General features: G+C 69.1%; 12 protein-coding genes and 12 pseudogenes. 9 read left to right on the forward strand and 15 right to left on the reverse strand.

Translation table 11 applies throughout. The features are described 5' to 3' along the window. Nucleotides 1-91 precede the first annotated feature (91 nt). The 3 genes from OHU74_RS36085 to OHU74_RS36095 all read left to right on the forward strand — a co-directional run bounded on the left by OHU74_RS36085 (nucleotide 92) and on the right by OHU74_RS36095 (nucleotide 2,862). The gene (locus OHU74_RS36085) at nucleotides 92-1,513 is read left to right on the forward strand and encodes an MBL fold metallo-hydrolase RNA specificity domain-containing protein (RefSeq protein WP_371613965.1); all 1,422 of its coding nucleotides are present in this window, start codon (nucleotides 92-94) and stop codon (nucleotides 1,511-1,513) included. 94 nt (nucleotides 1,514-1,607) lie between these two features. Beyond that, entirely contained in the window at nucleotides 1,608-2,069 is a 462-nt protein-coding gene (locus tag OHU74_RS36090; RefSeq protein ID WP_371613966.1) for a Crp/Fnr family transcriptional regulator, read from the forward strand. Between the two features lie 10 nt (nucleotides 2,070-2,079). Continuing rightward, entirely contained in the window at nucleotides 2,080-2,862 is a 783-nt protein-coding gene (locus OHU74_RS36095; protein ID WP_371613967.1) for a CBS domain-containing protein, read from the forward strand. On the opposite strand, the gene OHU74_RS36100 is transcribed toward OHU74_RS36095, so the two are convergent. Continuing rightward, entirely contained in the window at nucleotides 2,781-3,713 is a 933-nt protein-coding gene (locus OHU74_RS36100) for a 5'-nucleotidase (protein ID WP_371613968.1), read from the reverse strand. The two genes, OHU74_RS36095 and OHU74_RS36100, sit on opposite strands and share 82 nt — an antisense overlap. Before the next feature lie 142 nt (nucleotides 3,714-3,855). Next, on the reverse strand, nucleotides 3,856-5,010 hold the full coding sequence (locus tag OHU74_RS36105) for a tyrosine-type recombinase/integrase (RefSeq protein ID WP_371613969.1): 1,155 nt from the start codon (nucleotides 5,008-5,010) through the stop codon (nucleotides 3,856-3,858). Between the two features lie 92 nt (nucleotides 5,011-5,102). Here OHU74_RS36105 and OHU74_RS36110 point away from each other — a divergent pair. Beyond that, a pseudogene (locus tag OHU74_RS36110) lies at nucleotides 5,103-5,243 on the forward strand (pirin family protein); the annotation flags it as partial. Then, on the forward strand, nucleotides 5,200-5,634 hold the full coding sequence (locus tag OHU74_RS36115) for a hypothetical protein (RefSeq protein ID WP_371613970.1): 435 nt from the start codon (nucleotides 5,200-5,202) through the stop codon (nucleotides 5,632-5,634). The pseudogene OHU74_RS36110 and the gene OHU74_RS36115, both read left to right, overlap by 44 nt. Nucleotides 5,635-6,088: 454 nt before the next feature. Here OHU74_RS36115 and OHU74_RS36120 read toward each other — a convergent pair whose 3' ends face one another. From OHU74_RS36120 to OHU74_RS36160, 9 genes and pseudogenes are all read right to left on the reverse strand, one after another. After that, complete coding sequence (locus OHU74_RS36120) at nucleotides 6,089-6,559, reverse strand: hypothetical protein (RefSeq protein WP_371613982.1); 471 nt, start codon at nucleotides 6,557-6,559, stop codon at nucleotides 6,089-6,091. A gap of 59 nt (nucleotides 6,560-6,618) precedes the next feature. Then, a pseudogene (locus OHU74_RS36125) lies at nucleotides 6,619-8,404 on the reverse strand (ABC transporter ATP-binding protein). Between the two features lie 505 nt (nucleotides 8,405-8,909). Continuing rightward, on the reverse strand, nucleotides 8,910-10,052 hold the full coding sequence (locus OHU74_RS36130; RefSeq protein WP_371613972.1) for a DUF418 domain-containing protein: 1,143 nt from the start codon (nucleotides 10,050-10,052) through the stop codon (nucleotides 8,910-8,912). A gap of 294 nt (nucleotides 10,053-10,346) precedes the next feature. Beyond that, nucleotides 10,347-10,925, reverse strand: a pseudogene (locus tag OHU74_RS36135) (TerD family protein). Nucleotides 10,926-11,051: 126 nt separating this feature from the next. Then, nucleotides 11,052-11,624, reverse strand: a pseudogene (locus OHU74_RS36140) (TerD family protein). A 399-nt stretch (nucleotides 11,625-12,023) separates the two neighbouring features. Beyond that, nucleotides 12,024-12,554 (reverse strand): annotated as a pseudogene (locus OHU74_RS36145) (SigE family RNA polymerase sigma factor); the annotation flags it as partial. 236 nt (nucleotides 12,555-12,790) lie between these two features. Beyond that, nucleotides 12,791-14,047 carry a cation:proton antiporter gene (locus OHU74_RS36150; protein ID WP_371619891.1) on the reverse strand — a complete coding sequence of 419 codons (1,257 nt, stop codon included), beginning with the start codon at nucleotides 14,045-14,047 and terminating at the stop codon, nucleotides 12,791-12,793. A 122-nt stretch (nucleotides 14,048-14,169) separates the two neighbouring features. Next, nucleotides 14,170-15,292, reverse strand: a pseudogene (locus OHU74_RS36155) (sensor histidine kinase). After that, nucleotides 15,289-15,944, reverse strand: a pseudogene (locus OHU74_RS36160) (response regulator). Before OHU74_RS36160 ends, OHU74_RS36155 begins: the two co-directional pseudogenes overlap by 4 nt. A 387-nt stretch (nucleotides 15,945-16,331) precedes the next feature. On the opposite strand from OHU74_RS36160, the pseudogene OHU74_RS36165 reads away from it, so the two are divergent. From OHU74_RS36165 to OHU74_RS36175, 3 genes and pseudogenes are all read left to right on the forward strand, one after another. Then, nucleotides 16,332-16,732: pseudogene (locus OHU74_RS36165) on the forward strand (ribonuclease domain-containing protein). A gap of 386 nt (nucleotides 16,733-17,118) precedes the next feature. Beyond that, entirely contained in the window at nucleotides 17,119-17,733 is a 615-nt protein-coding gene (locus tag OHU74_RS36170; protein WP_371613979.1) for a hypothetical protein, read from the forward strand. A gap of 474 nt (nucleotides 17,734-18,207) precedes the next feature. Continuing rightward, nucleotides 18,208-18,713: pseudogene (locus OHU74_RS36175) on the forward strand (NUDIX domain-containing protein). Here the strand turns inward: OHU74_RS36175 and OHU74_RS36180 are convergent. Continuing rightward, nucleotides 18,683-19,429: pseudogene (locus OHU74_RS36180) on the reverse strand (hypothetical protein); the annotation flags it as partial. The pseudogenes OHU74_RS36175 and OHU74_RS36180 sit on opposite strands and share 31 nt — an antisense overlap. Before the next feature lie 75 nt (nucleotides 19,430-19,504). Between OHU74_RS36180 and OHU74_RS36185 the strand changes: the two are divergent. Then, nucleotides 19,505-20,269 (forward strand): annotated as a pseudogene (locus tag OHU74_RS36185) (hypothetical protein); the annotation flags it as partial. Here OHU74_RS36185 and OHU74_RS36190 read toward each other — a convergent pair. The 3 genes and pseudogenes from OHU74_RS36190 to OHU74_RS36200 form a co-directional block, all read right to left on the reverse strand. After that, a pseudogene (locus OHU74_RS36190) lies at nucleotides 20,239-20,744 on the reverse strand (NUDIX domain-containing protein). The pseudogenes OHU74_RS36185 and OHU74_RS36190 sit on opposite strands and share 31 nt — an antisense overlap. 475 nt (nucleotides 20,745-21,219) lie before the next feature. Beyond that, nucleotides 21,220-21,834: a hypothetical protein gene (locus OHU74_RS36195; RefSeq protein WP_371613979.1), complete on the reverse strand. Its 615-nt coding sequence runs from the start codon at nucleotides 21,832-21,834 to the stop codon at nucleotides 21,220-21,222. Nucleotides 21,835-22,220: 386 nt separating this feature from the next. Then, nucleotides 22,221-22,625, reverse strand: a complete 405-nt coding sequence (locus tag OHU74_RS36200; RefSeq protein ID WP_371613978.1) for a ribonuclease domain-containing protein — start codon at nucleotides 22,623-22,625, stop codon at nucleotides 22,221-22,223. Nucleotides 22,626-22,789 lie beyond the last annotated feature (164 nt).

Here is a 22,789-nt window from a genome sequence, read left to right on the forward strand (position 1 = left end):
CCCCTATCCGGGGCCGGTAGGTCCCCAGCGGACAGGGCGTTCCGGTGCGACGGTGGAGACCGGCATCCGTTCCGAAAGGAGGGCTGCTGCCATGTCCCAGTCAGCCCCGTCTCCTGCTTCCGCCCGCCCGGCCCTACTGAGGTTCCTCGGCGGGGTGCGGACGGTCACCGGCAGTAAGTTCTTGGTCGAGAGCGATCACGCACGGATCCTCGTCGACTGCGGACTCTTCCAGGGTGTCGCGGACCTGCGCCGTCGCAACTGGGACAAGCTGCCCTGCGACGCCTCGGACATCCACGCCGTCGTAGTGACCCACGCCCACCTGGACCACTGCGGCTACCTGCCGCGACTGGTCCGGCACGGCTTCCGCGGCCCCATCCTCACCAGCGCCCACACCGCCCGGCTCGCCGAGATCGTGCTCCGCGACAGCGCCCGCCTCCAGATGGAAGCCGCCGAGCACGCCAACCAGCACGGCTGGTCCACGCACCGCCCCGCCAAGCCGCTCTACGACGACGATGACGTCGATCAGACGATCAAGTACTTCGACCCGGTACCGGTGGGCAGCGAGATCGAGATCATGGCCGGCACGAAGCTGATGCTGCACCACGGCGGTCACATCCTCGGATCCGCGTGGGCGCACCTGACCCTGGAAGACGGTCACACCCTCGCCGTCAGCGGCGACCTCGGCCGCCCCGGCCACCCGCTCCTCCTGCCGCCCGAGCCCTTCTCCGGTGCCGACGTCCTGCTGATGGAGTCGACGTACGGCAACCGCCGCCACGACCACGAGAGCGCACGACGCGAGTTCGCCTCGGTGATCACGCGGACGCTGTCCCGTGGCGGGACCGTGGTCATCCCGGCCTTCGCGATCGACCGCACCGAGGTCGTCCTGCACGAGCTGGCCACCCTGCGCGGCGACGGCACCCTGCCCCGCCACGTACCCGTCTACGTCGACAGCCCCATGGCCCTGGCCGCACTGGACGTCTACCGCGCCGCCGTCCGGGCCCACTCGCCCGAGCTGCGCCCTGAGATCCTCGCGCAGGGCGAGGCGGCGATCAGCCCGGAGCCCTTCCTGGCCGCCCGGACCGTCCAGGAATCGATCGACATCAACAACTCCACCGGGCCGGCGATCATCGTCTCGTCCGCGGGCATGGCCACCGGCGGCCGCGTCCTGCACCACCTCCACCGGCTCCTGCCCGACCCCCGCAGCGCCGTGGTCATCGTCGGCTTCGCCGCCGCCGGCACCCGAGCCCGCGACCTCGTCGACGGCGCCCGCACACTCAAGATGTTCGGCGAGTACGTCCCCGTACGCGCCGAGGTCGCCGACGTACCGCACTTCTCCGCGCACGCCGACGCCGACCAGATCATCGACTGGCTGCGCAACGCCCCGGCCCCGCACACCACCTACCTCGTCCACGGCGAGGAGACCGCCTCCGAAACCCTGAGGGACCGCATCGACCACGAGCTGGATTGGACGGCCGTCGTACCCAAGTCCGGGGAGGCCGTCCTGGTCCGCTGACCGGGCCGGACGGTCCCCGCGGTATGCACCGCGCGGCCCTCGCGGCCACGGCGGCCCACCGAGCAGGGTGGATGCGAAGGGTTGGAGGCGCTCCATGAGCACCATGCACACCATCCTCGAAGCGATGGCACCAGAAGCCCTGCTCGCCCACTCCCACCAGGTGACCATCCCGGCCGGCACCCGCATCTTCAACGAACGCCGGCGGGCCGAGAAGTTCTGGATCATCCAGTGCGGCACCGTGGACCTCGACACCCACGTCCCCGGCCACAAGAACGTGGTCGTCGACACCCTCGGCTACGGCGAGCTCCTCGGCTGGTCCTGGATGTTCCCTCCCTACACCTGGCACCTCGGCGCCACCGCCTCCAACGAGGTTCGCGCCCTGGAGTTCGACGCCGCGGCTGTACGCCAGCTGTGCAACGAGGACTCGGCCGTCGGTCGTTCCGTCTCCGTCGCCGTGGGCGCGGTCATCGCCGACCGGCTCGGCTCGGCCCGCACCCGGCTCCTTGACCTGTTCGCCCCTCACGGCAGCGGCACCCCGCTCGCCTACGCACGCTGAGGACCCCGCCATGACCTCCACCCCCTACACCGTCGCCGACGTCATGACCACCAAGGTCATCGCCGTCACCCCCTCGACCGGCTTCAAGGACATCGCCACCGCGATGGAGCAGTGGAAGGTGACCGCCCTACCCGTCATCGAAGGGGAGGGCCATGTCGTCGGCGTGGTCTCCGAGGCCGACCTCCTGCCCAAGGAGGAGTTCCACGAGCACCGCCCGGGCCTGATCGAGCAGATGCGCCGGCTCGGCGATACCGCCAAGGCGGGCTCCACCCTCGCCGAGAACATGATGACCACCCCGGCGGTCACGATCCGCCCTGACGCCACCCTGCCTCAGGCCGCCCGCCTCATGGCCGACCGGCACATCAAGCGCCTCCCGGTCGTCGACGCCGACGGCACCCTCATGGGCATCGTCAGCCGCGCCGACCTCCTCAAGGTCTTCCTCCGCACCGACGAGGAACTCGCCACCGAGATCCGCCGCACCGTCGTCGACCGCCTGTTCCCTCTCTCCCACGAAGCCGTCAAGGTCACCGTGGCCAGAGGGGTCGCCACCCTGACTGGCAAGGTCCGCGACGGCAACCTGATCCCGCTGGCCGAACGCCTCACCCATGCTGTGGAGGGCATCGTCGCCGTCCAATGCCAACTCAAGCCTTCACCGAGACGGACCGCGATGTGCATCGGCACTGAAAACACCACGCCGGATATACAGCGTAGTCACGAGGGCGCATTGACGACTCCGAACGGTATGTGGACGCTGGGTGTAGCTGGTGCAGTGCCGTTCAGGTGGGAGACCTGATCGTCGAAGAAGATATGCGGATCCAAGGCGCTGATGATGGGAGTCTTGTCGACGCCGCCGAGGAAGAAGGCGTCATTCACCCGCAGCCCCCACTGCTTGAGGCTCAGCACGGCACGCTCATGTGCGGGGGCGTCCCGAGCAGTGACCAGGGACACTCGAAGGCGGGGCTCATACCCGAGATCCTTGCGGCGCTCATCCTCCTCAAGACGCTGGATGCGGTTGATGCCAGCGAGGAACTCGCGCAGCGGTCCTGGATCGTGTGGTGTGGTCGCATTGCGCACCTCGTGCGCACGGAACTCGTCGATGCCGGCACTCTGGAAGATCCGCTCGGCAGAGTCACCCGCCACCACGCCGTCAAAGTCGAAGGCAATCCGGAGTTCAGGGTCGTCCTCGTCATCGACCCGCGCTGTCTCGAGCACGTGACCCGCTGGCAATCCATCTGCGACCGCCTCGCGCACGTCAGCCCCATTGGCCGACAGGAACAACGACATGTTCAGGGCTGGCATGAAGCTGTGTGACGAACGACCCTGCCGAAAGACGGCTCGGCTGATAGGCAGGCCGTGCGCTTCGATCGAGCGCATGACCCGCAAGCCAGTGTCCGGGTCATTTCGCGACAGAACGATGACCTCAACCAACGAATCGGACGGATCCGCGAGGTCGTTCAACGACAGCAGGCGGCGAACGAAAGGGAAGGCAACTCCCTTGGCCAACACATCTTCTACATGTGCCTCTTGGTGGGTGCGGTAGGCATCCTCTCCCCGTTCTCGAAACACCGCGTCGCAGTCGGTGAGGTCGAACAGCGCACTGGAGGCGATCCCTACCACCAAGCGACCGGACAGGTCGTACTTCATGACACCCCCTGCTTGGCGTGCGCGCAGCGTTGGGATGGTTATCTCCCTGACGCATATGTCGGAAACATGTGCGACCCTTCCCTCGCTGTTCGAGTGGGGAAGTGAGCGAGCGTGCGGTGCGCCGACTCCCGCGCCTGGCGGGTCAAGCCACCAGACCGACGTCGAGGACCTTGGCGGCTTTGCCGATAGAGCCGGGCATGAGGTGGCGGTAGATCTTGAAGGTGATGTCGAGGCTCTTGTGGCCCATCCACTCGGCGACGTCCGTGATGGGAATGCCGTTGGTCAGGCAGTTCGACGCGAAGAAGTGGCGGAGGCTGTAGATCACCATGCCGTCGGGAACGTCGACCTCGCCAGCCCGCTTGATGCGTTGCCACTGGTTCTGGAGGTAGTAGGCGAGGAACGGCCTCGTGGGGTCCATGGGGTGGCGGAGGAGGTAGCCGTCGACCGTGCCGTGCTTGTCGGCGTACCACTCGATCGTCTCGCGGACGCGGGCCGGGAGGGGGACGTCGCGGTAGTCGGTGGGCTTGCGGTGTTTGAGGCGGCCGTAGGTTTTGGTGGTCTGGTTGACCTGTTCGGTGATGCGGTAGACGTCGCTGGCGACGAGGTTGTTGAGGTTGACGGCGAAGGCTTCGCCGTTGCGCATGCCGCAGCCGCTCATGAGGTCGGAGATCAGCAGGAACCGGTCGTCGCCGGCGGTGCGTATGTCGCGGAGCTGGGCGGGGGAGGGGATGACGGCGCGCTCGGGGTCGTACTGCGGGGGCTTGACGCCCAGGACGGGGTTCTCGGTGTAGATGCCGAGGCGGTAGGCGTCGAGGAGGACGGACTTCAGCTTGTCGAAGGCGTTGGACTGGGTGGCCAGGCCGGCGCCGTTGCGCTCCATGGTCTGGAGGAAGCCGTCGACGACCTTGTGGTCGAAGGTGTTCATCCGGCGGCTGCCGGGGGTGGGGAGGATGTGGTGGTCGAGGAGGGACTCGAGCGTGCGGAGTGAGGACTCGGCGAGGTCGCGCTGGCCGGCCTTCCATTCCGCGGTGTACTCGCGGAACTGCATGGTGCCGAACTTCTGGATGCGCTCGGCCTTGCTCTGGCTCCTGGGTGCCGCCTTCTTCTCCTTGTAGATCGTGGTGAGGCGGTCGATGGCCGCGTCCTGGGTAGTGAAGCCGGCCTCTTCGGACTGCTTTCCGGCGGCATTGCGGTATCGGATCGTGTACTCGTGCGGGCACTTCGACCAGCGTGACTGCGGGTGCTCGCAGTCTTTGTAGAAGGTGCCCATGCCGTGGGCCAGAGACTTCGTTGCCATGCCGTGCGGACTCCTCGGGCGCCAATGCTGACCTTTTGCTGACGCTGGAGGGTCCAATACGTTCCTGACCTGCACGAAGACGGATATCTCGTGTTACGTTCTGGAACAGGATCGGATGTTCCCAAGAGGATATTGCACAGGTTCGAGAGGACTGGATGAACGGCAGCCGCTTCGGCGAGGTGAAGGGCCATGGGCGCTCCGATCCTGCCCCTGAACTTCCCCAACTCGCTTGAGGCCTATCGGGAGAACGCGCTGGGCAGCGCTGATGTCATCAAGGGTGCGGGAGCTGTGGTCTGCTGTCGTCCTGTCATGGAGGGCCGCCGCACGACGTTGTGGACAGCAAGCAATGCGCGGTGTCGCGGCAGCAGCGGTTCATCAGTCGGGCCCATCAGGCCTGGCAGGCATGATGGGGGGCTTGCCCTCGGTGTCTATCGCGACGAAGGTCAGCTGGGCGGTGGCCACCCTCTGTGGTGGGGCCTGGCGCGTTCCAGCGATCGGCCCGCGCGGACACGGGCGACGTCATCGAGTGCAGCCGGCCTTTTCCACTTCGGCGTCGACGTCGAGCAGTGCGGCTCGCTGCCGGGGATCGTCGAGGCCGACGACCTCGGGACCTACGTCAGGTAGGCCTCGAGTTCGGGGCTCTGAGCTGGGCTTTCGACCCATCGCTCGGCGCTGACCTGCGGTGTTGGTTCTTTCACGGGCTTTCTGGCTACGCGGCCAGAACTGCCCAGAGACTCCCCGGGCGGCCCCGGGACTCCACAGTCACTCCCCAGGGGTGGCTTGTGGAGAGGGCCGGTTGGCCTCTGCTCCCGGCTCGGCGCCGAGGGCGCCTTGGGTCTTATGGATGAGGCCTCACCGGCTGCGACGTCCACGCGGTGGGCAAGCGCTGGCACTCAACCGCCCTGGTCCTTACCGCTTCTGCTTACGGGCGGGGCGCCGTGTGATTGGTGGGACGGTCAGCGCGGGGCGGCGCACAGGCAGATGGCGGTGAACTCGGCCGCGGTAGTGGCTCCTGCTGCGAATCCGGTGAGAAGGAGAGCGCGCGGACGGGGTGTCGGGGGAGCGGGGTGCTCAGATGTCAGTCGTTGCGGCGTGCCAAGCGGCGCCGGGCGGCGAAGCCCAGGCCTGCGGCAGCGGCGGCGGTGGAAGCGCCAACGGCCAGCAGAACTGTTTCGGTGCGTACCCAACCGGTGGTCTCGGAGCCTGCGTCGACGCTGCTGGGCTCGGCCGGACCCTGGGCGGCGCCCGGGGTGGTGTCGGGGGTGGTGTCGGGTCCAGTGCGAGGGTTGATGCCCAGGGAGGTGGTCGGCTGGGTGGTCGACTCAGTGGTGGGTTCAGGGGCCGGCGCAGGGACCTGCTCGGCGGTGGAATTGAGGGTGACGTCCACCGGCGCGGTGCTGTCGCGCCCGCACGACTCGCCGTGCGCCATGAAAATGCCGTGCCTGATCTCGACCTCGCCCTCTGCGGCCTGTGCGGGGCTGCTCGCGAGTACCGCCGAGACCGCGGCGCCAAGGAGCACCACGCTTCCGCCCAACCGGGCAAGCTTCATGGCGACTCCTATTCCTTTGGCGACGTACATCGCCGATCCCTTGATCGGTCGACGGCCAGTCACCGTGCCGGCCCCAGGAACTGGGTGGCCGCCAGGCGTGCGTACAGGGTGTCTTGGTCGAGCAGTTCCGTATGGGTGCCCACCGCGCGTACGCGTCCTGCGTCCATCACCACGATCCGGTCGGCGTGGGTCACCGTTGAGAGGCGGTGTGCCACGACGAGGACGGTGGTCGTCCGGGCGGCCTGTGTGATGACGTCGCGTACCGCCAGTTCGTTTTCGGCGTCGAGCTGCGAGGTCGCCTCGTCCAGGAGTAGCAGCCGGGGTTTGCGCAGCAGGGCGCGGGCGATCGCGATGCGCTGCCGTTCGCCGCCCGACAGCTTGGTGCCGCGGTGTCCGACCGGGGTTTCCAGTCCCTGCGGCAGGTGGTCCACCAGCGTGTCCAGTTTCGCCCGGATCAGGACGGCGTGGATGTCCTGGTCGGTCGCGTCGGGTGCCGCGAAGACCAGGTTCTCCCGCAGCGTTCCGGCCAGGACCGGCGTGTCCTGCTCCACGTATCCGATGGCACCGCGCAGCTCCGGCAGTGGCCAGTCGCGGACGTCCTTGCCGTCGACCAGAACCCGGCCTCCGGTGGCCTCGTAGAACCGCTCGATCAGCGCGAAGACCGTCGACTTGCCCGCCCCCGAGGGGCCGACGAAGGCCGTCATGCCGCCGCTGCGCACATCGAAGTCGACCTGGTGGTGGACGGACGGGAGGTCATCGCGGTAGCGGAAGCTCACGTCCTCGAAGCGGACCGACGCCGGGCCAAGCCGCCGCCGATGTCCCGGGCCGCTCGGGGTGCTCCTGGTCCAGGTGCTCCGTTTCAAGCCGCTCCACTTCGTCGATGCGGGCGACGGCCGCTGATCCCTCCTGATACGCGGAGGCCGCCTGGACCAGCCTTTCCACCGGCTCGATGACGTAGAAGAGGTAGAGCAGGAAGGCGATCAGAGTGGACACGGGGATCGCTCCGGAGGCCACGCGTGCCCCGCCGACGCCGAGCACCGCGAGGAACGACAGCTGCATGGCCAGACCGACCGATCCCTCCGCCACCGCCTCCCACTTCGCACTCGTCACGCCGTGCCGCCACGACCGCTGCAGTGCCGCGTCGGCGACCGCGTTCTCGCGCTGTTCGGCGCCTGACGCCTTGACGGTCCGGAGCGCGCCGAAGATCCGCTCGAGGACGGAGGAGACCTCCCCGACCGCCTCCTGCGCACGCTCGGTGGCCTGCGCGATTCTGGGCATCACCAGGGCGACGGCCCCGCCGATCAGCACGCCCACAGCCAGGGTGACGCCGAGCAGCACGGCGTCCATGAAGGCCATCATGACGATGGCCGCGACCAGGGTGATGACGCCGGTGGCACCGTTGACGAGTGCCTGGGTGGTGACGGCGCGCAGGAGCGTCGTGTCGGAGGTGACCCGGGACATCAGGTCGCCCGGCTGGTGCCGCTCGACCTCCGTGAGGCGCAGCCGCAGCAGTCGACCGACAAGGGTGCGGCGGGCGGCCAACACGACCGACTCCGCGGTCCGCTCCAGCACGTACGCGCCGAGCGCCTGGAGCACCGCGCCCAGTAGTACCAGTGCGGTGAGGGCCAGGAGGATCCTGCTGATCGTCTCACCGGAGCCCAGCCGGTCCACGAGGACCTTCGTGGCCAAGGGCTGGAGCAACCCGCTGCCGGCCCCGATCAGGGTGAGCAGGGCGGCGAGCGCGACGGCCTTGCGGTGCGGTCGGAAATGGGCGTACAGCGCCTTGAACGTCTTCGGGGCGGTCAGGCGTGCGGTGTCGGCGGCCGACGGGTCGGTCGCGGTCATGACGTGGTCCTTTTGTCGTCCGGTTGCCCGGTCACTGCGGTCGCGGATCGGAGCACCAGGTCGTGCCCGCGCGTCAACGGGGGGTCGGAGTGCTCAGCCGGACAGGCTGGCGAAGATCCCCCCGGCTTGGTGGACCAGGCCGGCGTACAGGTCAGGCCGGAGGACCGCCAGGATTCCGGCCGCCGCGAGGAAAACGAGGAAGCCGGCTTCCCGGCCGCCCCTGAGGTGTCCGTGCAACAAGCAACCGCCCCTCGCGCACCCCTTGCAGAGCGGCGTGTCGGGAGCGGCCGGGGCCGGTGCGCGACCGTCTCGGTCCGCTCGCTTGTCGTCCATGCGTCCAGGCTCGGCCAAGGGCGAGCCAACGGGTATCCGGCAGTAATCCGGACCTCAGCCCCCAGGTGGCCGGCGAGACCCCCCCCAGGTGGCGGGTGTGCCCACTGGTGAGGAAGGCGTTGAGCCGTCAGGGCCGGGGTGGGCCACGAGGGCGCGCCACCCCGGCCGGACCTCATCGGATGTACTTCGCCGGCTTGGTGGCGGCGTTGAGCAGGTGCTCCAGCGGTCCGCGGCGGAAGAAGCGGGACCAGAGCGTGGCGAACACGATCGCCCCGAGGATGAACGTCAGCACGGGCCCCCAGGACACCTGGCTGCTTTCGCCGGTCGGGATGCCCACCGCGGACTGCACGATGAAGTGGCCTACGTACGCCGTCAGGGACATGGCGCCCACGGCGGTGATCGGCTTCGCCAGGCGGCGCAGGAGCGGCAGACGGTCCATCAGCACCGTCGCGCCCACGATCACGAGGATCGCGACGCCCACGCTGCCGATGATGTCGAACGTGGTACCGCTGTGAGGCCCGGCGGACAACAGCTCCGAAGCCGACCCCTGGGCGTCGAAGGATCCGCTGGCGGAGGACGCCGCCTCGGAGTCGGCGGACGACTTGCCGCCCTCCGCCATGCTCCGTAGCGCGTCCTTGCCCGCCAGCAGCAGGGACGTGCCGTACGCGGCCACGGTGAGGGCGGCACCGAGCGCGGCCAGGCGCAGTTGGACGGTCGTGGCGGACAGGTCGAGTCGGGCCAGCGCCATCCCGGCGACCACGAACGGCATCCACGTGATCGTCGGGTAGAAGCCGGTGAGCAGCAGATCGAGCACTCCCACGTCGCTGAGCTTCTCGAGCGGGTCGTAGGCGTTGACGCTCTGCTGGACGGACTCGCTCAGCAGGGATTTCAGGACGAACGCCAGCTGCGGTGTGACGAGTGCGAGCCCGGCCGCGATCAGCGCGAGCGTGCTGGCGCGCAGTCGCACCAGGGGCAGGGCGAGGAGGAAGTAGACGCCGTAGAAGGCGAGGATGATCACGTCCCCGTACTCCATCGACAGCGCGGTGCCCAGCGCCAGCAGGACCACGGCGCGGATCGCGATCCGCGCTTTGGCCTGCCGACCGGCCAGACCGGTCTTCGGCTTGCGACGGCCGGCGATCAGCATCAGCGAGAACCCGGCGAGGGTGGCGAACAGGACCGACGAGTGACCATCGGCCAGATACCGGACCCAGCCGGCGACGCCGTCCGTGGCCGACAGCGGGGGGCCGATGTGGACGATGTACATCCCGAACACCGCCAATGCCCGGGCCAGGTCAACCCCGACAAGGCGTCCCATCGAAGGGCCGCCCGGGGCCGGCACGGCGGACTCGGGCAGGGTTCGAGGCTCAGGCGGCGACGTCTCCAGGGGCGGCTGCATCTGTGTCATAGGGAGAATCTCGCGGTGACGCCAGGAGTCGGGCCATCCGGCAGGCTTCGGCAACGGCCCCGCCGGTCGGCGGTGACCACCCCGCCGACCGGCGGGACCGTGTCCCGACCGGTCCGGCAGGATCGGGCGTCGTCGGCGGGGCGATGCGCAAGGCGTGCGCATCGCCCCGCCGTCCTCCACAGCGCCCAGCCCGTCTATCGCAGGTCACAGGTAGCGGTCGATGGCGGGTAGAAGCTCCTGGAAGGTTGCCCCGGCCGCGGGTTCGCCGATGGCGGCCAACTGCCAGCCCTCGGGCAGGCGGACGACCTTGGCCATGATCTGGGCGGTGTGGGAGCCCCCGCCGGACAGGGTGTAGCGGGCGAGTTCGAGGCCCGTGGTGTCGTCCACCAACCGGCAGTAGGCGTGTCCGACCTCGCCGAAGGTCGCCCCGGTGAAGGAGTTCACGGTGAAGACGATCTGGTCGACCTCCGGGGGGACCCGTGAAATCGACGGTGATGGCTTCGTCGTCCCCCGGGCCGTCGCCGCCGGTGCGGTTGTCGCCGGAGTGCCTCACCGCGCCGTAGGAGCTGACCAGGTAGTTGAAGTAGACGACCTCCAGCATCTCCCGGCCCGAGTACATCAGTGCGGAGGCGTCGAGGTCGATCTCCTTGGGCCCGATCAGTTTCCGAGGAACCCCTTGCGTTGGGCTGCCTGCCAGCCCAGGCCCATGCGCACCCGGATGAGGGGGGTCGCGTCGGACTTGGCCAGGCTGATCGTCTGGCCTTTGGCGAGGTTTACGGACATGAAGGCTCCCGGGATTGATGGGGGTGGGGCCAGACGGTTGCGGCGGCCCGGTGGGGCCCGCCGCCCGCACGCGGAGGGGGATTCCGCGTGGACGGCGCGGGCGGCGGGGGCTGGGGTGCTCCGGTGTCAGAGACTGACGCCGAAGTCCTGGGCGATGCCGGCCAGGCCGGAGGCGTAACCCTGGCCGACGGCACGGAACTTCCACTCGCGCCGTTGCGGTACAGCTCGCCGAAAACCATCGCCGTCTCGGTGGCGGCGTCTTCGCTCAGGTCGTAGCGGGCGAGCTCGGCCCCGCCGTTCTCGTTCACCACCCGGATGTATGCCTGCCGCACCTGGCCGAAGTTCTGCGAACGTGCGGTGGCGTCGTGGATGGAGACCGGGAAGACGATCTTCACCACGTCGGCCGGAACGGCCGCGAGGTTCACCTTGACGACCTCGTCGTCTCCCTCACCCTCACCGGTGAGGTTGTCGCCGGTGTGCTCGACCGAACCGTCCGGGCTCTTGAGGTTGTTGTAGAAGACGAAGTGCGAGTCGGAGGGGACTTTGCCGCGCTCGTCGCACAGCAGCGCGCTCGCGTCGAGGTCGAAATCGACGCCGCCGTGGTGCGCACGTCTCAGCCGAGACCGACCAGCACCGCCGTCAGGCCGGGGCCTCCTTGCTCAGCGATACGTCGCCGCCTTTGGACAGCGAAACACCCATAGTTCCTCCTTGCTCTTGGTGGGATCGGTCCGGCCTCGACGGTGCGGGACGGCGCCGGTGGACATACTGCGGTGCGGGCGCCGCGAGGTGGTCACCGCGCGCGGGGCCGGACGGAGGGGATCAGGAGGGGGCGTCCGCCGGACGGTCCAGACCGCCCTGGTAGGGCCGGTCGTCCGGAATCTCTCCTTGCGGAACTCCAGACTCAGGTGCCGCGCCGGGGTGGCCGGTATCCCACAGGTGTCCGGTTCTCCCCGCCGACCGGCGGGTGCGCCACCCGTCACCCGGCGGGCCAGCGTCAGCAGGCCGGGGCCCAGGATTCGGGGCCGGCCACGGTGTGATGGCCGGTCGAGGTCGGCGCCGCAGCGGACAGCGGTTTCGGGCGGGCCGCGCGATCCCGCGCCCCGGCGGGCGGGTACCGCCTCCGGCGTGGAAGTGCCGTTCGCGTTCCTCCAGCTCCTCCCGGAGGTGGACCAGCGCCCGGTGCAGGGTGCTCTTGACCGTGCCCGTCGCAAGACCGAGCAGCTGCGCGGTCTCCTCGGTGCTCAGCTCTCCCCAGTGGCGCAGTACGACGATGCTGCGCTGCCGGGGGGTCAGTATGCCGAGGACGTCGAGGAGCAGGGCGCGGTCGGTGTACCGGTCCGTGCTGTCCTCGACGCTGGTGTCGGGGACGTGCGCGGTGAGCACTTCCTCGAACTTGCGGGCCCGCCACCACTCCGTCCGGGTATTGATCATCACCCGGCGCAGGTAGGCGTCCGCGAGGTTCTTGTCGACGATCTGGTCCCACCGGACGAAGGTCTGAGCGAAGGCGGTCTGGAGCAGGTCCTGGGCGTCCACCAGGTCAGGAACCAGGCGGCGGGCCGTGCGCAGCAGCGCGTCCTGCCGGAGCCGTACGTACTCCTCGAAGCGCAGAGCCTCGTTGTCGCTGAACACGTCCGCGTCCTCCTCGTTCCGGGCCGACGTACGCCCGCACAGGTGGAGGGAGAGCGGCCGCCGGAGCCAGGGCGGCGTGGTCGTGCCCTGCCCTGCCCTGCCCTGCAAACTTCGTGCAAGGACAGGTTGTGGAGGTATCCGCCGGGCGTCCGGAGCCCATCCGCCACCTGGCGGAGCGCGCCCCGCCAGGTGGCGGTCCGAGGGGCCGGGCCCCGGGTCTCAGCCCCGGCGCGGGTTCATGACGCCATCCGCTCCGGGGTCGTGGTCTCAGGGGCCGGCGGAGCAGAGGGCCGGGTGAGCAGGCGGGCGATGGTGGTCGAGCCGATGCCGTGGAGCAGAACGCTGCCGAGCACGGTGAGTGTCGTCGCGTACAGGACGGTGTCCGCGTAGGGCCCGTCGGGGAGGGTGTTGAAGGCGATGAGCCCGAACACGATCGAGGTGGTGCCGCGTGGTCCGAGGGCTCCCACCATGAGCCGTTCGCGCCAGGTGAAGTCCGAGCCGAGGAAGGCGAGCAGGATCGGAACGATGCGCACGACGGTGAGTGCGGCGGCGCAGAGCGCGACGGTGGGCCAGTGGACGCCCTCGCCCAGCGCGAGCACCACGGCGTTTCCGAAGAAGAACCACATGCACATGGTCATGATCGAGTTGGTGTCCTCGATCAGCCGGAAGTCCGAGGCGTCGGGGGCTTGGACGTCTCCTCGCCGGGTCGGGGCCTGCCGGACGTAACGGAAGCCGATGCCACAGACGAACGAGGCCACGAAGCCGTTGCCGCCGGCCGCCACGGTCATGGCGTAGGCGAGCAGCGGTGCGACCAGCACGAGGATCCGGCGTGACTGGTCGGTCATTCGGTGCATCCGGTCGGCCGAGTTCATCAACCACGCCAGCAGTGGCCCCAGCACGATGCCGACGACGAGGGCCTTCGCCGAGGACGGAACCGCCGTGCCCAGTGCCTGCATGGGGGTGTGGGCCTGCGCGGTGGCACCGGCCAGGATCAGGGCGAACAGGAAGATGGGCGACACGATCCCGTCGTTGTAGCCGCTCTCCACGTTGAGGACGTTGCGCACCCGGGCGGCGATGCGCGTGTCGCGGACCAGTGTCTCGGCCGGGGCGAAGTCGGTCGGCACGATGACGCACGCGATCAGCAACAGGAGCACCGCCGGCAGCGCGGGCAGCAGCAGCGAGCCCAGCAGGACCATCGCGGCCAGGCTCAGCGGCAGGGCCACCAGTAGTGCCCGGGCGGCCGCGCCGGGATCCTTGCCGAACAGTCGCCCGCCCGGCAGTTCGGTCGCGTCGACGAACAGCAGGACCGCCAGAATGACCTCGGCCACGTGCTGCGCGACCTCGGAGTTCAAGGTGGCGGCGATCTCGCTCTGGGTGAACAGTCCGGTGATGATCCCCGCGAGGACCAGCACCAGAGGGGCCCTGATGTGCCGCAGCTCCAGCCATCCGGCGACGAGCGACCACCCGGCGGCCGCAGCGGTAATCACGATCACGGTGAAGAGCAAGGGGATTCCTGATTCGGGGCACAGAACGTTGACGGGTTGCGCAGGGAAACCGGACTTCCCGGTGGACGGTGGGCAGTACGCGGTGGGCGGGTCAGTACGCGGTAGGAGGGTCAGTCCGCGCGGGACGGGATGCGTATCCGTACCCGGTAGCCGCCCTCGCCGGTCGGGCCGGACTCGAAGGTGCCGTGCAGGATGTCGGCGCGCTCCCTGAGGCCCAGCAGGCCCAGGTGTGCGCCGGGCAGGGGTAGTGAGGGGCGGGTCGGCGGGCTGTTGGTGACCGTCACGCCGACGGCGTCGCCGTCGTGCCACAGCTCGACGGCCGCTCTGGCCGGGGGCGTGTTTGCGGGCGTTGGTCAGTGCTTCCTGCACCGTGCGGTACAGAGCGCGCTGAGCGGGCGTGCCCACAGAGGCCGGGAGATCGCCCGTGAGCTCCGCTTCGATGCCGCTGGACGCCACCAGCCTGCGCAAGTCGGCGAGGGTGGGCTGCGGGGTGAGGTCCGTCGCGGCTCCGCCGGAGGCGCGCAGCAGCGTGACCATGGTGCGCAGTTCGTCGAGCGTGTCCACGCTCAGGGAGCGGATGGTGCGTGCCGTTTCCCTGCTGTCAGCGTCCTTGGCAGCCACCTGCATGGCTCCGGCCTGAACCGCGATCAGGCTGACCTGGTGGGAGACGACATCGTGCATCTCGCGGGCCAGCTGGGCGCGTTCCCGGGCCAGGACGGCCTGCGTGTGCAGCTCGCGCTCGTGCTCCCTCGCCTCCTCGATCTCCACCAGACGTCGTCCCAAGTCCCTCCGTGCCTGGACCAGCTGGCCCAGCAGGACCGGGGCGGTGGCCGTGGCCAGGTTGTACAGCAAGAAGATCAGGGTCCAGGCCCGGCTGGTCGACGGGTCGTCGTTCAACGGAGCGTGCACAGCCATGGCGACCGCGGACAGGAAGACGCACGTGCCGAGCAGACGACGGTCACGCGAGCGTTCGGCCAGGGTGTACAGGGCGGCGACCGGGGCGACCAGGATGTCCTGGACCACGGCGGCCGGCAGCGTGAGCAGGAAGACGGCCAGCGGGAACCGCCGACGCAGAGCCAGGGCACCGCAGGCGATCGCGGCGAGGGCGAGGCCGAGCGCGGTGTCGTTCCAGAGGCTGAGCCATGCGTCCAGTGCGGCGAGGGCGACCAGACCGGCATCCCGTGCAAGTGGCGGTACCCGATTCCACAGCCGCTTCCCAAGTGCGGCGCTCATCTGCCTTCCCGGCCGGCATCCAGCAGCCCGGCTCGCTGGGCGAGCAGCGCCGCCTGGACCCGGCCGGCCACCCGGAGTTTGGTGAGGATGGCGCTGACATGGTCTTTGACCGTGCCGGTGCCCAGATGCAGACGGGTTCCGATATCGGCGTTGGACAAGCCTTCCGCCAGCAGCACGAGCACGTCCCGCTCCCGGTCGCTCAGCCGCTCCACGCGGGCCGCCTCCTCGTCCACGGCCGCAAGCCCCCCGGCAGCAGGATGCGTGCGCAGCAGGCTCCGGGAGGCCTTGGAGGACATCACCACTCCGCCGTCGGCCAGGTCCTGACCAACTGGGGGAGGTGATCCGGTTCGGTGTCCTTGAGGAGGAAACCGGCCGCGCCCGAGTGGAGGGCAGTGAGGACGTACTCGTCGGTGTCGAAGGTGGTCAGCATCGCCACGACAGGGGGATCGGGCAGGGCGCGCAGCTGAGCCAGAACCGTGAGGCCGTCCACGTCCGGCATCCGGATATCCAGCAGGACGACATCCGGACGGTGTTCCCGCACCGTGTCCAGGGCGTCCCCGCCCGACGCCGTGGCGACGACCTCGATGTCGTCTGCCGCACCCAGGATGAGGCCGAAACCGGATCGGACCAGCGCCTCGTCATCCACCACCACTACCCGAATCACGTGCGTCGCACCCCGTCGTCAATCGATCCCCGTCGTGGCTGACCCTAAGGTCCCCTCGCCGTCCCCGGCGACGTCGCGAGCCCGGTTCCAGCCGGTCGGGGGGTCCGTTCCCGCCAGTCGGCGGAGGTGTCGGCACGTGTCGATACCGCGCTGACCGGCAGGTTTCCAGCCTGGGGCGGGAACGTGAGACATCGATGCGACGGCCTTCTGCGACTCCCAGGTGCGGATCACGCGGGGCGGGCGCCTGTGGCGGCCCGGTTCCCACCCCTTCCCGAAAGTCCCCGGCGGCGCACATCGCCCGTCGATTCGAATGGTGAAAAAATCAACAACTTTGGTATTGACGTGCCCATGTCTACGCGCGTCATCATGAGGCCCATGCAGATCCCCCCACGCATTCTCGCCCTCGGTGGCGCCGTCGCCGTCGCCACTGCCCTCCTCGTCGGGCCCACCGCCACCGCGGCCCCCGCCTCATCAACTTCGGCCCTCATCAAGGCTGTTGGAAACATCTGCTACTCCGCGCTGCCCACCCAGGCGCACGACACCCTGAACCTCATCGACGCGGGCGGCCCTTTCCCGTACTCGCAGGACGGCGTCGTCTTCCAGAACCGTGAGCGCGTGCTGCCCAGCCAGAACAGGGGCTACTACCACGAGTACACGGTCATCACCCCGGGCTCCCCGACTCGCGGCGCCGCATCGTCACCGGTCGGCAGAGCCGGGAGGACCACTACACGGCCGACCACTACGCCACGTTCAAGCGGGTCAACTTCAGCTGCTGAGTCCGGAGTTCGCCCGCTCCCGCGATACGTCGACCGTCCGCTCCCGGTGGGTTGATGTGCTTGAGAGCCTGCCTGAAGCGGCGAAGAGTGTTCAGAATCGGTGGTGTCGAAGCCCGTTCGACCCCGGCGGTCGCCGTGCACACCGATCTGGACACTCTCCTCATTGCGCGGTACATCGAGCCGGCCCCCGGACAGTTGGCTTCGCCTGGCCCCGGCCGGCTCATCCATTCGGCCGATATAGAGGCCCGAAGGCACAGGACCAAGGGCACGACGGTCAAGGCCTTTTGCCGCAGGGGCCGCCCCGGGCACTACGACAGCCTTGTCGAGGTCGCGCTCCGAACGGGTGCGACCGTTTCGCCCCCGACAACCCAAAGGCTGCCCACCCCATGCACTTTTTCCGTTCCAGCGTCCTCCGCCGCCGGGGCACTGCTGCCCTGCTCGCCACCACCGCCGTCGCCGGCATCTGCGTGGCCGCGGCCGCTCCCGCCTCCGCGGCGTACGGCGGCGACTACGGCGACGCCTGGGTCAACAACTACGGCGGCGGCTACGCCGGCAACTGGACCGACACCTACAACAAGGACTACGGCAAGCCCTGGGGCGGCGGCGTACCCGCCAAGAAGCAGACGGCCGATGTACGCGTCACCGCCTCCGGCCCCTCCCACATAGACCACAACGAAGAGCGGCTGTGGCAGGTGGAGATCACCAACGCGGGCAAGGCCACCGCCCAGCAGGTCCGCTCGACCACGACCATGCCCAACGGCATCGATCACCGCGCCCACCGCATCAGCCAGGGCACTGCCGACGCTCACCTCGTCGACGGCAACCGCATCGAGGTCCGCATCGGCGCGCTCAAGCCGGGCGAGACCGTGCGCCTGCAGATCGCCGGCCGTGGCCCCTCGTACGGCGGCGGCAACGTCCAGCTCACCACCAAGGCCACCACCACGTCCACCGAGTCGCACACGGGCAACAACACCGCCACCGTACTGACGCGCATCGCCTGACGGACCACGTGGCGGAGCTGACCGTCGCACCCGTCTGCACCCGGCGGTCGCTACGCGGGCAGCGGGCGGTCCTGTACGGCCCGAACCAATCCCCTCAGCCCCCTCCAGGCGAGGGCGGGTACGCCCTGCCGGAATTGCAGAGTTACCCCTCTTTGGGGAGGCGGTGCTGGCTCCCGTGCTGGTCGGGTGCTGAGTACGCGGCTGTGAACGAGGTCGGGCGAAGCCCACATCGACGCCGTCAGCACAGGAGATGACGCCCGGCTGTCGCCATTTCTGGAGCCAAGGCTCGCTTGCAGACTGTGCAGCGCAGGGCGCCTGGCGGCAGTCGAGGTGCCGGCAGTGGCTTCGGGCGTCGGTCGGCCTCCTCGCGTCGCTGCTGTGCCTCGCGCAGCTGGCGGGCGTACCGCGCCGCGCTCTGTCAACTCGCCGGATCCCAGGTTCCTCCACAACCCGGCAGCACCCCCTGAACGTCCGATCTACGAAAACAAGTGGGCGAACCTGTGGCTCACCGACATCGAGACGCCGGACGGGCACCGCTGGGAACACCACGTCGTCAAGCTCCGCCACCTGGCCGTGGCCGCTGTGATCAACGACCGCCAAGAGGTCCTCTGATGATGTGGCGTCACCGCTTCATCACGGACGCGTGGGCCTGGGAGCTGCCCATGGGCTCGGTCGAGGCGGACGAGACTCCCGGCGAGGCCGCCGCCCGTGGAGTCCTCGAAGAGACCGGCAGGCGTCCGGGCCCGATGAAGCCGCTGGTCTACGCCGAACCGGCGAACGGCATCACGGACTCGCAGCACCACCTGTTCCGCGCGGACGGCGCCACCTACGACGGGCCGCCGACCGAGAAGAACGAGTCGGACCGGATCGAGTGGATCCCGCTGGCGAACATCCGGGGCATGATCGACCGCCGCGAGATCGTCAGCAGCGGCTCCCTCGTCAGCCTCCTCTACGTCCTGATGGACGAAGGGGTTCGCTGACCCTGCGGGGGAAGCACTGCTCGTAGACGTGCCTCGAAGGCAACCGCGGCCGGCACCTCGCGATAGGGCGCAAGCTGCTCGTAGAACTCGTGAAGGTGCCCGGTCACCCGCTCCGACGACACGGCTGCGGCGGGCACCAGCGCCTCGATCGCCGTGTGGCACGCCTGGTCGACCTTGCCCCGCTGGAGCTGCGTACGGCCCAGCCAGAAGGCGTGGAACGCCCGACCCCGCTGGTTCGCCGACTCCTCCCGTGCCAGAGCATCCGCGATCAACGGTTCGGCAATCGCCGCCTCGCCAAGACGGCCGTGCGCGATGCCCGTGTCCACGATGAGCTTCGGCTCATCGAAGTACGTCACCCATGCCGGGTCCGGGTCGCCGGCGGTGATCCGGCCGTACTGACTGTGCGCCTCGGAGATCGCGATGTGGGTCGCCGTCCGGTCACCGAAGGTCGCGTGGGCGAACGCCTCACGCATGGCCAGCATGGCCCGGACTCTCGGCGTCGCACCGATGGCCGCTCGGGCCTGATCTTGGGCAGCAGACACCAGGGCCAGCGCATCCGCCGGCTTGTCCTGGTAGGTCGCTTGCAGGCTCATGCACGCCAGCACGTTCAGTAGCCCTTCGACGTATCGCAGCTGGCCGACGACGGCAGGCCGGAGCGTCTCGCCGCCGTGCCCGTCGTCGCGACGCCCGTAGTCCTCGATCGAAGAACGGAGGGCGCAGCGCGGATGGGCTCGGCGCATCCCGGCGCGCCCGCCCTAACGTGAGGGGGCGGGCGCGCCGGGACCAACCCGAGCCCATCCACACTGCACGCCCTCCGTTCTTCGATCGAGGACTACTGGCGTCGCGACGACGGGCACGGCGGCGAGACGCTCCGGCCTGCCGTCGTCGGCCAGCTGCGATACGTCGAAGGGCTACTGAACGTGCTGGCGTGCATGAGCCTGCAAGCGACCTACCAGGACAAGCCGGCGGATGCGCTGGCCCTGGTGTCTGCTGCCCAAGATCAGGCCCGAGCGGCCATCGGTGCGACGCCGAGAGTCCGGGCCATGCTGGCCATGCGTGAGGCGTTCGCCCACGCGACCTTCGGTGACCGGACGGCGACCCACATCGCGATCTCCGAGGCGCACAGTCAGTACGGCCGGATCACCGCCGGCGACCCGGACCCGGCATGGGTGACGTACTTCGATGAGCCGAAGCTCATCGTGGACACGGGCATCGCGCACGGCCGTCTTGGCGAGGCGGCGATTGCCGAACCGTTGATCGCGGATGCTCTGGCACGGGAGGAGTCGGCGAACCAGCGGGGTCGGGCGTTCCACGCCTTCTGGCTGGGCCGTACGCAGCTCCAGCGGGGCAAGGTCGACCAGGCGTGCCACACGGCGATCGAGGCGCTGGTGCCCGCCGCAGCCGTGTCGTCGGAGCGGGTGACCGGGCACCTTCACGAGTTCTACGAGCAGCTTGCGCCCTATCGCGAGGTGCCGGCCGCGGTTGCCTTCGAGGCACGTCTACGAGCAGTGCTTCCCCCGCAGGGTCAGCGAACCCCTTCGTCCATCAGGACGTAGAGGAGGCTGACGAGGGAGCCGCTGCTGACGATCTCGCGGCGGTCGATCATGCCCCGGATGTTCGCCAGCGGGATCCACTCGATCCGGTCCGACTCGTTCTTCTCGGTCGGCGGCCCGTCGTAGGTGGCGCCGTCCGCGCGGAACAGGTGGTGCTGCGAGTCCGTGATGCCGTTCGCCGGTTCGGCGTAGACCAGCGGCTTCATCGGGCCCGGACGCCTGCCGGTCTCTTCGAGGACTCCACGGGCGGCGGCCTCGCCGGGAGTCTCGTCCGCCTCGACCGAGCCCATGGGCAGCTCCCAGGCCCACGCGTCCGTGATGAAGCGGTGACGCCACATCATCAGAGGACCTCTTGGCGGTCGTTGATCACAGCGGCCACGGCCAGGTGGCGGAGCTTGACGACGTGGTGTTCCCAGCGGTGCCCGTCCGGCGTCTCGATGTCGGTGAGCCACAGGTTCGCCCACTTGTTTTCGTAGATCGGACGTTCAGGGGGTGCTGCCGGGTTGTGGAGGAACCTGGGATCCGGCGAGTTGACAGAGCGCGGCGCGGTACGCCCGCCAGCTGCGCGAGGCACAGCAGCGACGCGAGGAGGCCGACCGACGCCCGAAGCCACTGCCGGCACCTCGACTGCCGCCAGGCGCCCTGCGCTGCACAGTCTGCAAGCGAGCCTTGGCTCCAGAAATGGCGACAGCCGGGCGTCATCTCCTGTGCTGACGGCGTCGATGTGGGCTTCGCCCGACCTCGTTCACAGCCGCGTACTCAGCACCCGACCAGCACGGGAGCCAGCACCGCCTCCCCAAAAGAGGGGTAACTCTGCAATTCCGGCAGGGCGTACCCGCCCTCGCCTGGAGGGGGCTGAGGGGATTGGTTCGGGCCGTACAGGACCGCCCGCTGCCCGCGTAGCGACCGCCGGGTGCAGACGGGTGCGACGGTCAGCTCCGCCACGTGGTCCGTCAGGCGATGCGCGTCAGTACGGTGGCGGTGTTGTTGCCCGTGTGCGACTCGGTGGACGTGGTGGTGGCCTTGGTGGTGAGCTGGACGTTGCCGCCGCCGTACGAGGGGCCACGGCCGGCGATCTGCAGGCGCACGGTCTCGCCCGGCTTGAGCGCGCCGATGCGGACCTCGATGCGGTTGCCGTCGACGAGGTGAGCGTCGGCAGTGCCCTGGCTGATGCGGTGGGCGCGGTGATCGATGCCGTTGGGCATGGTCGTGGTCGAGCGGACCTGCTGGGCGGTGGCCTTGCCCGCGTTGGTGATCTCCACCTGCCACAGCCGCTCTTCGTTGTGGTCTATGTGGGAGGGGCCGGAGGCGGTGACGCGTACATCGGCCGTCTGCTTCTTGGCGGGTACGCCGCCGCCCCAGGGCTTGCCGTAGTCCTTGTTGTAGGTGTCGGTCCAGTTGCCGGCGTAGCCGCCGCCGTAGTTGTTGACCCAGGCGTCGCCGTAGTCGCCGCCGTACGCCGCGGAGGCGGGAGCGGCCGCGGCCACGCAGATGCCGGCGACGGCGGTGGTGGCGAGCAGGGCAGCAGTGCCCCGGCGGCGGAGGACGCTGGAACGGAAAAAGTGCATGGGGTGGGCAGCCTTTGGGTTGTCGGGGGCGAAACGGTCGCACCCGTTCGGAGCGCGACCTCGACAAGGCTGTCGTAGTGCCCGGGGCGGCCCCTGCGGCAAAAGGCCTTGACCGTCGTGCCCTTGGTCCTGTGCCTTCGGGCCTCTATATCGGCCGAATGGATGAGCCGGCCGGGGCCAGGCGAAGCCAACTGTCCGGGGGCCGGCTCGATGTACCGCGCAATGAGGAGAGTGTCCAGATCGGTGTGCACGGCGACCGCCGGGGTCGAACGGGCTTCGACACCACCGATTCTGAACACTCTTCGCCGCTTCAGGCAGGCTCTCAAGCACATCAACCCACCGGGAGCGGACGGTCGACGTATCGCGGGAGCGGGCGAACTCCGGACTCAGCAGCTGAAGTTGACCCGCTTGAACGTGGCGTAGTGGTCGGCCGTGTAGTGGTCCTCCCGGCTCTGCCGACCGGTGACGATGCGGCGCGCGCCGCGAGTCGGGGAGCCCGGGGTGATGACCGTGTACTCGTGGTAGTAGCCCCTGTTCTGGCTGGGCAGCACGCGCTCACGGTTCTGGAAGACGACGCCGTCCTGCGAGTACGGGAAAGGGCCGCCCGCGTCGATGAGGTTCAGGGTGTCGTGCGCCTGGGTGGGCAGCGCGGAGTAGCAGATGTTTCCAACAGCCTTGATGAGGGCCGAAGTTGATGAGGCGGGGGCCGCGGTGGCGGTGGGCCCGACGAGGAGGGCAGTGGCGACGGCGACGGCGCCACCGAGGGCGAGAATGCGTGGGGGGATCTGCATGGGCCTCATGATGACGCGCGTAGACATGGGCACGTCAATACCAAAGTTGTTGATTTTTTCACCATTCGAATCGACGGGCGATGTGCGCCGCCGGGGACTTTCGGGAAGGGGTGGGAACCGGGCCGCCACAGGCGCCCGCCCCGCGTGATCCGCACCTGGGAGTC

It is taken from the genome of Streptomyces sp. NBC_00454 (assembly GCF_041434015.1).
Taxonomy (GTDB): Bacteria; Actinomycetota; Actinomycetes; order Streptomycetales; family Streptomycetaceae; genus Streptomyces.

Excerpts from the sequence above, each read along its gene's own strand:
- OHU74_RS36085 (WP_371613965.1), top strand. The coding sequence starts at position 92 with ATGTCCCAGTCAGCCCCGTCTCCTGCTTCCGCCCGCCCGGCCCTACTG.
- OHU74_RS36090 (WP_371613966.1), top strand. The coding sequence starts at position 1,608 with ATGAGCACCATGCACACCATCCTCGAAGCGATGGCACCAGAAGCCCTG.
- OHU74_RS36095 (WP_371613967.1), top strand. The coding sequence starts at position 2,080 with ATGACCTCCACCCCCTACACCGTCGCCGACGTCATGACCACCAAGGTC.
- OHU74_RS36100 (WP_371613968.1), bottom strand. The coding sequence starts at position 3,713 with ATGAAGTACGACCTGTCCGGTCGCTTGGTGGTAGGGATCGCCTCCAGT.
- OHU74_RS36105 (WP_371613969.1), bottom strand. The coding sequence starts at position 5,010 with ATGGCAACGAAGTCTCTGGCCCACGGCATGGGCACCTTCTACAAAGAC.
- OHU74_RS36115 (WP_371613970.1), top strand. The coding sequence starts at position 5,200 with ATGGGCGCTCCGATCCTGCCCCTGAACTTCCCCAACTCGCTTGAGGCC.
- OHU74_RS36120 (WP_371613982.1), bottom strand. The coding sequence starts at position 6,559 with ATGAAGCTTGCCCGGTTGGGCGGAAGCGTGGTGCTCCTTGGCGCCGCG.
- OHU74_RS36130 (WP_371613972.1), bottom strand. The coding sequence starts at position 10,052 with ATGGGACGCCTTGTCGGGGTTGACCTGGCCCGGGCATTGGCGGTGTTC.
- OHU74_RS36170 (WP_371613979.1), top strand. The coding sequence starts at position 17,119 with ATGCACTTTTTCCGTTCCAGCGTCCTCCGCCGCCGGGGCACTGCTGCC.
- OHU74_RS36195 (WP_371613979.1), bottom strand. The coding sequence starts at position 21,834 with ATGCACTTTTTCCGTTCCAGCGTCCTCCGCCGCCGGGGCACTGCTGCC.
- OHU74_RS36200 (WP_371613978.1), bottom strand. The coding sequence starts at position 22,625 with ATGCAGATCCCCCCACGCATTCTCGCCCTCGGTGGCGCCGTCGCCGTC.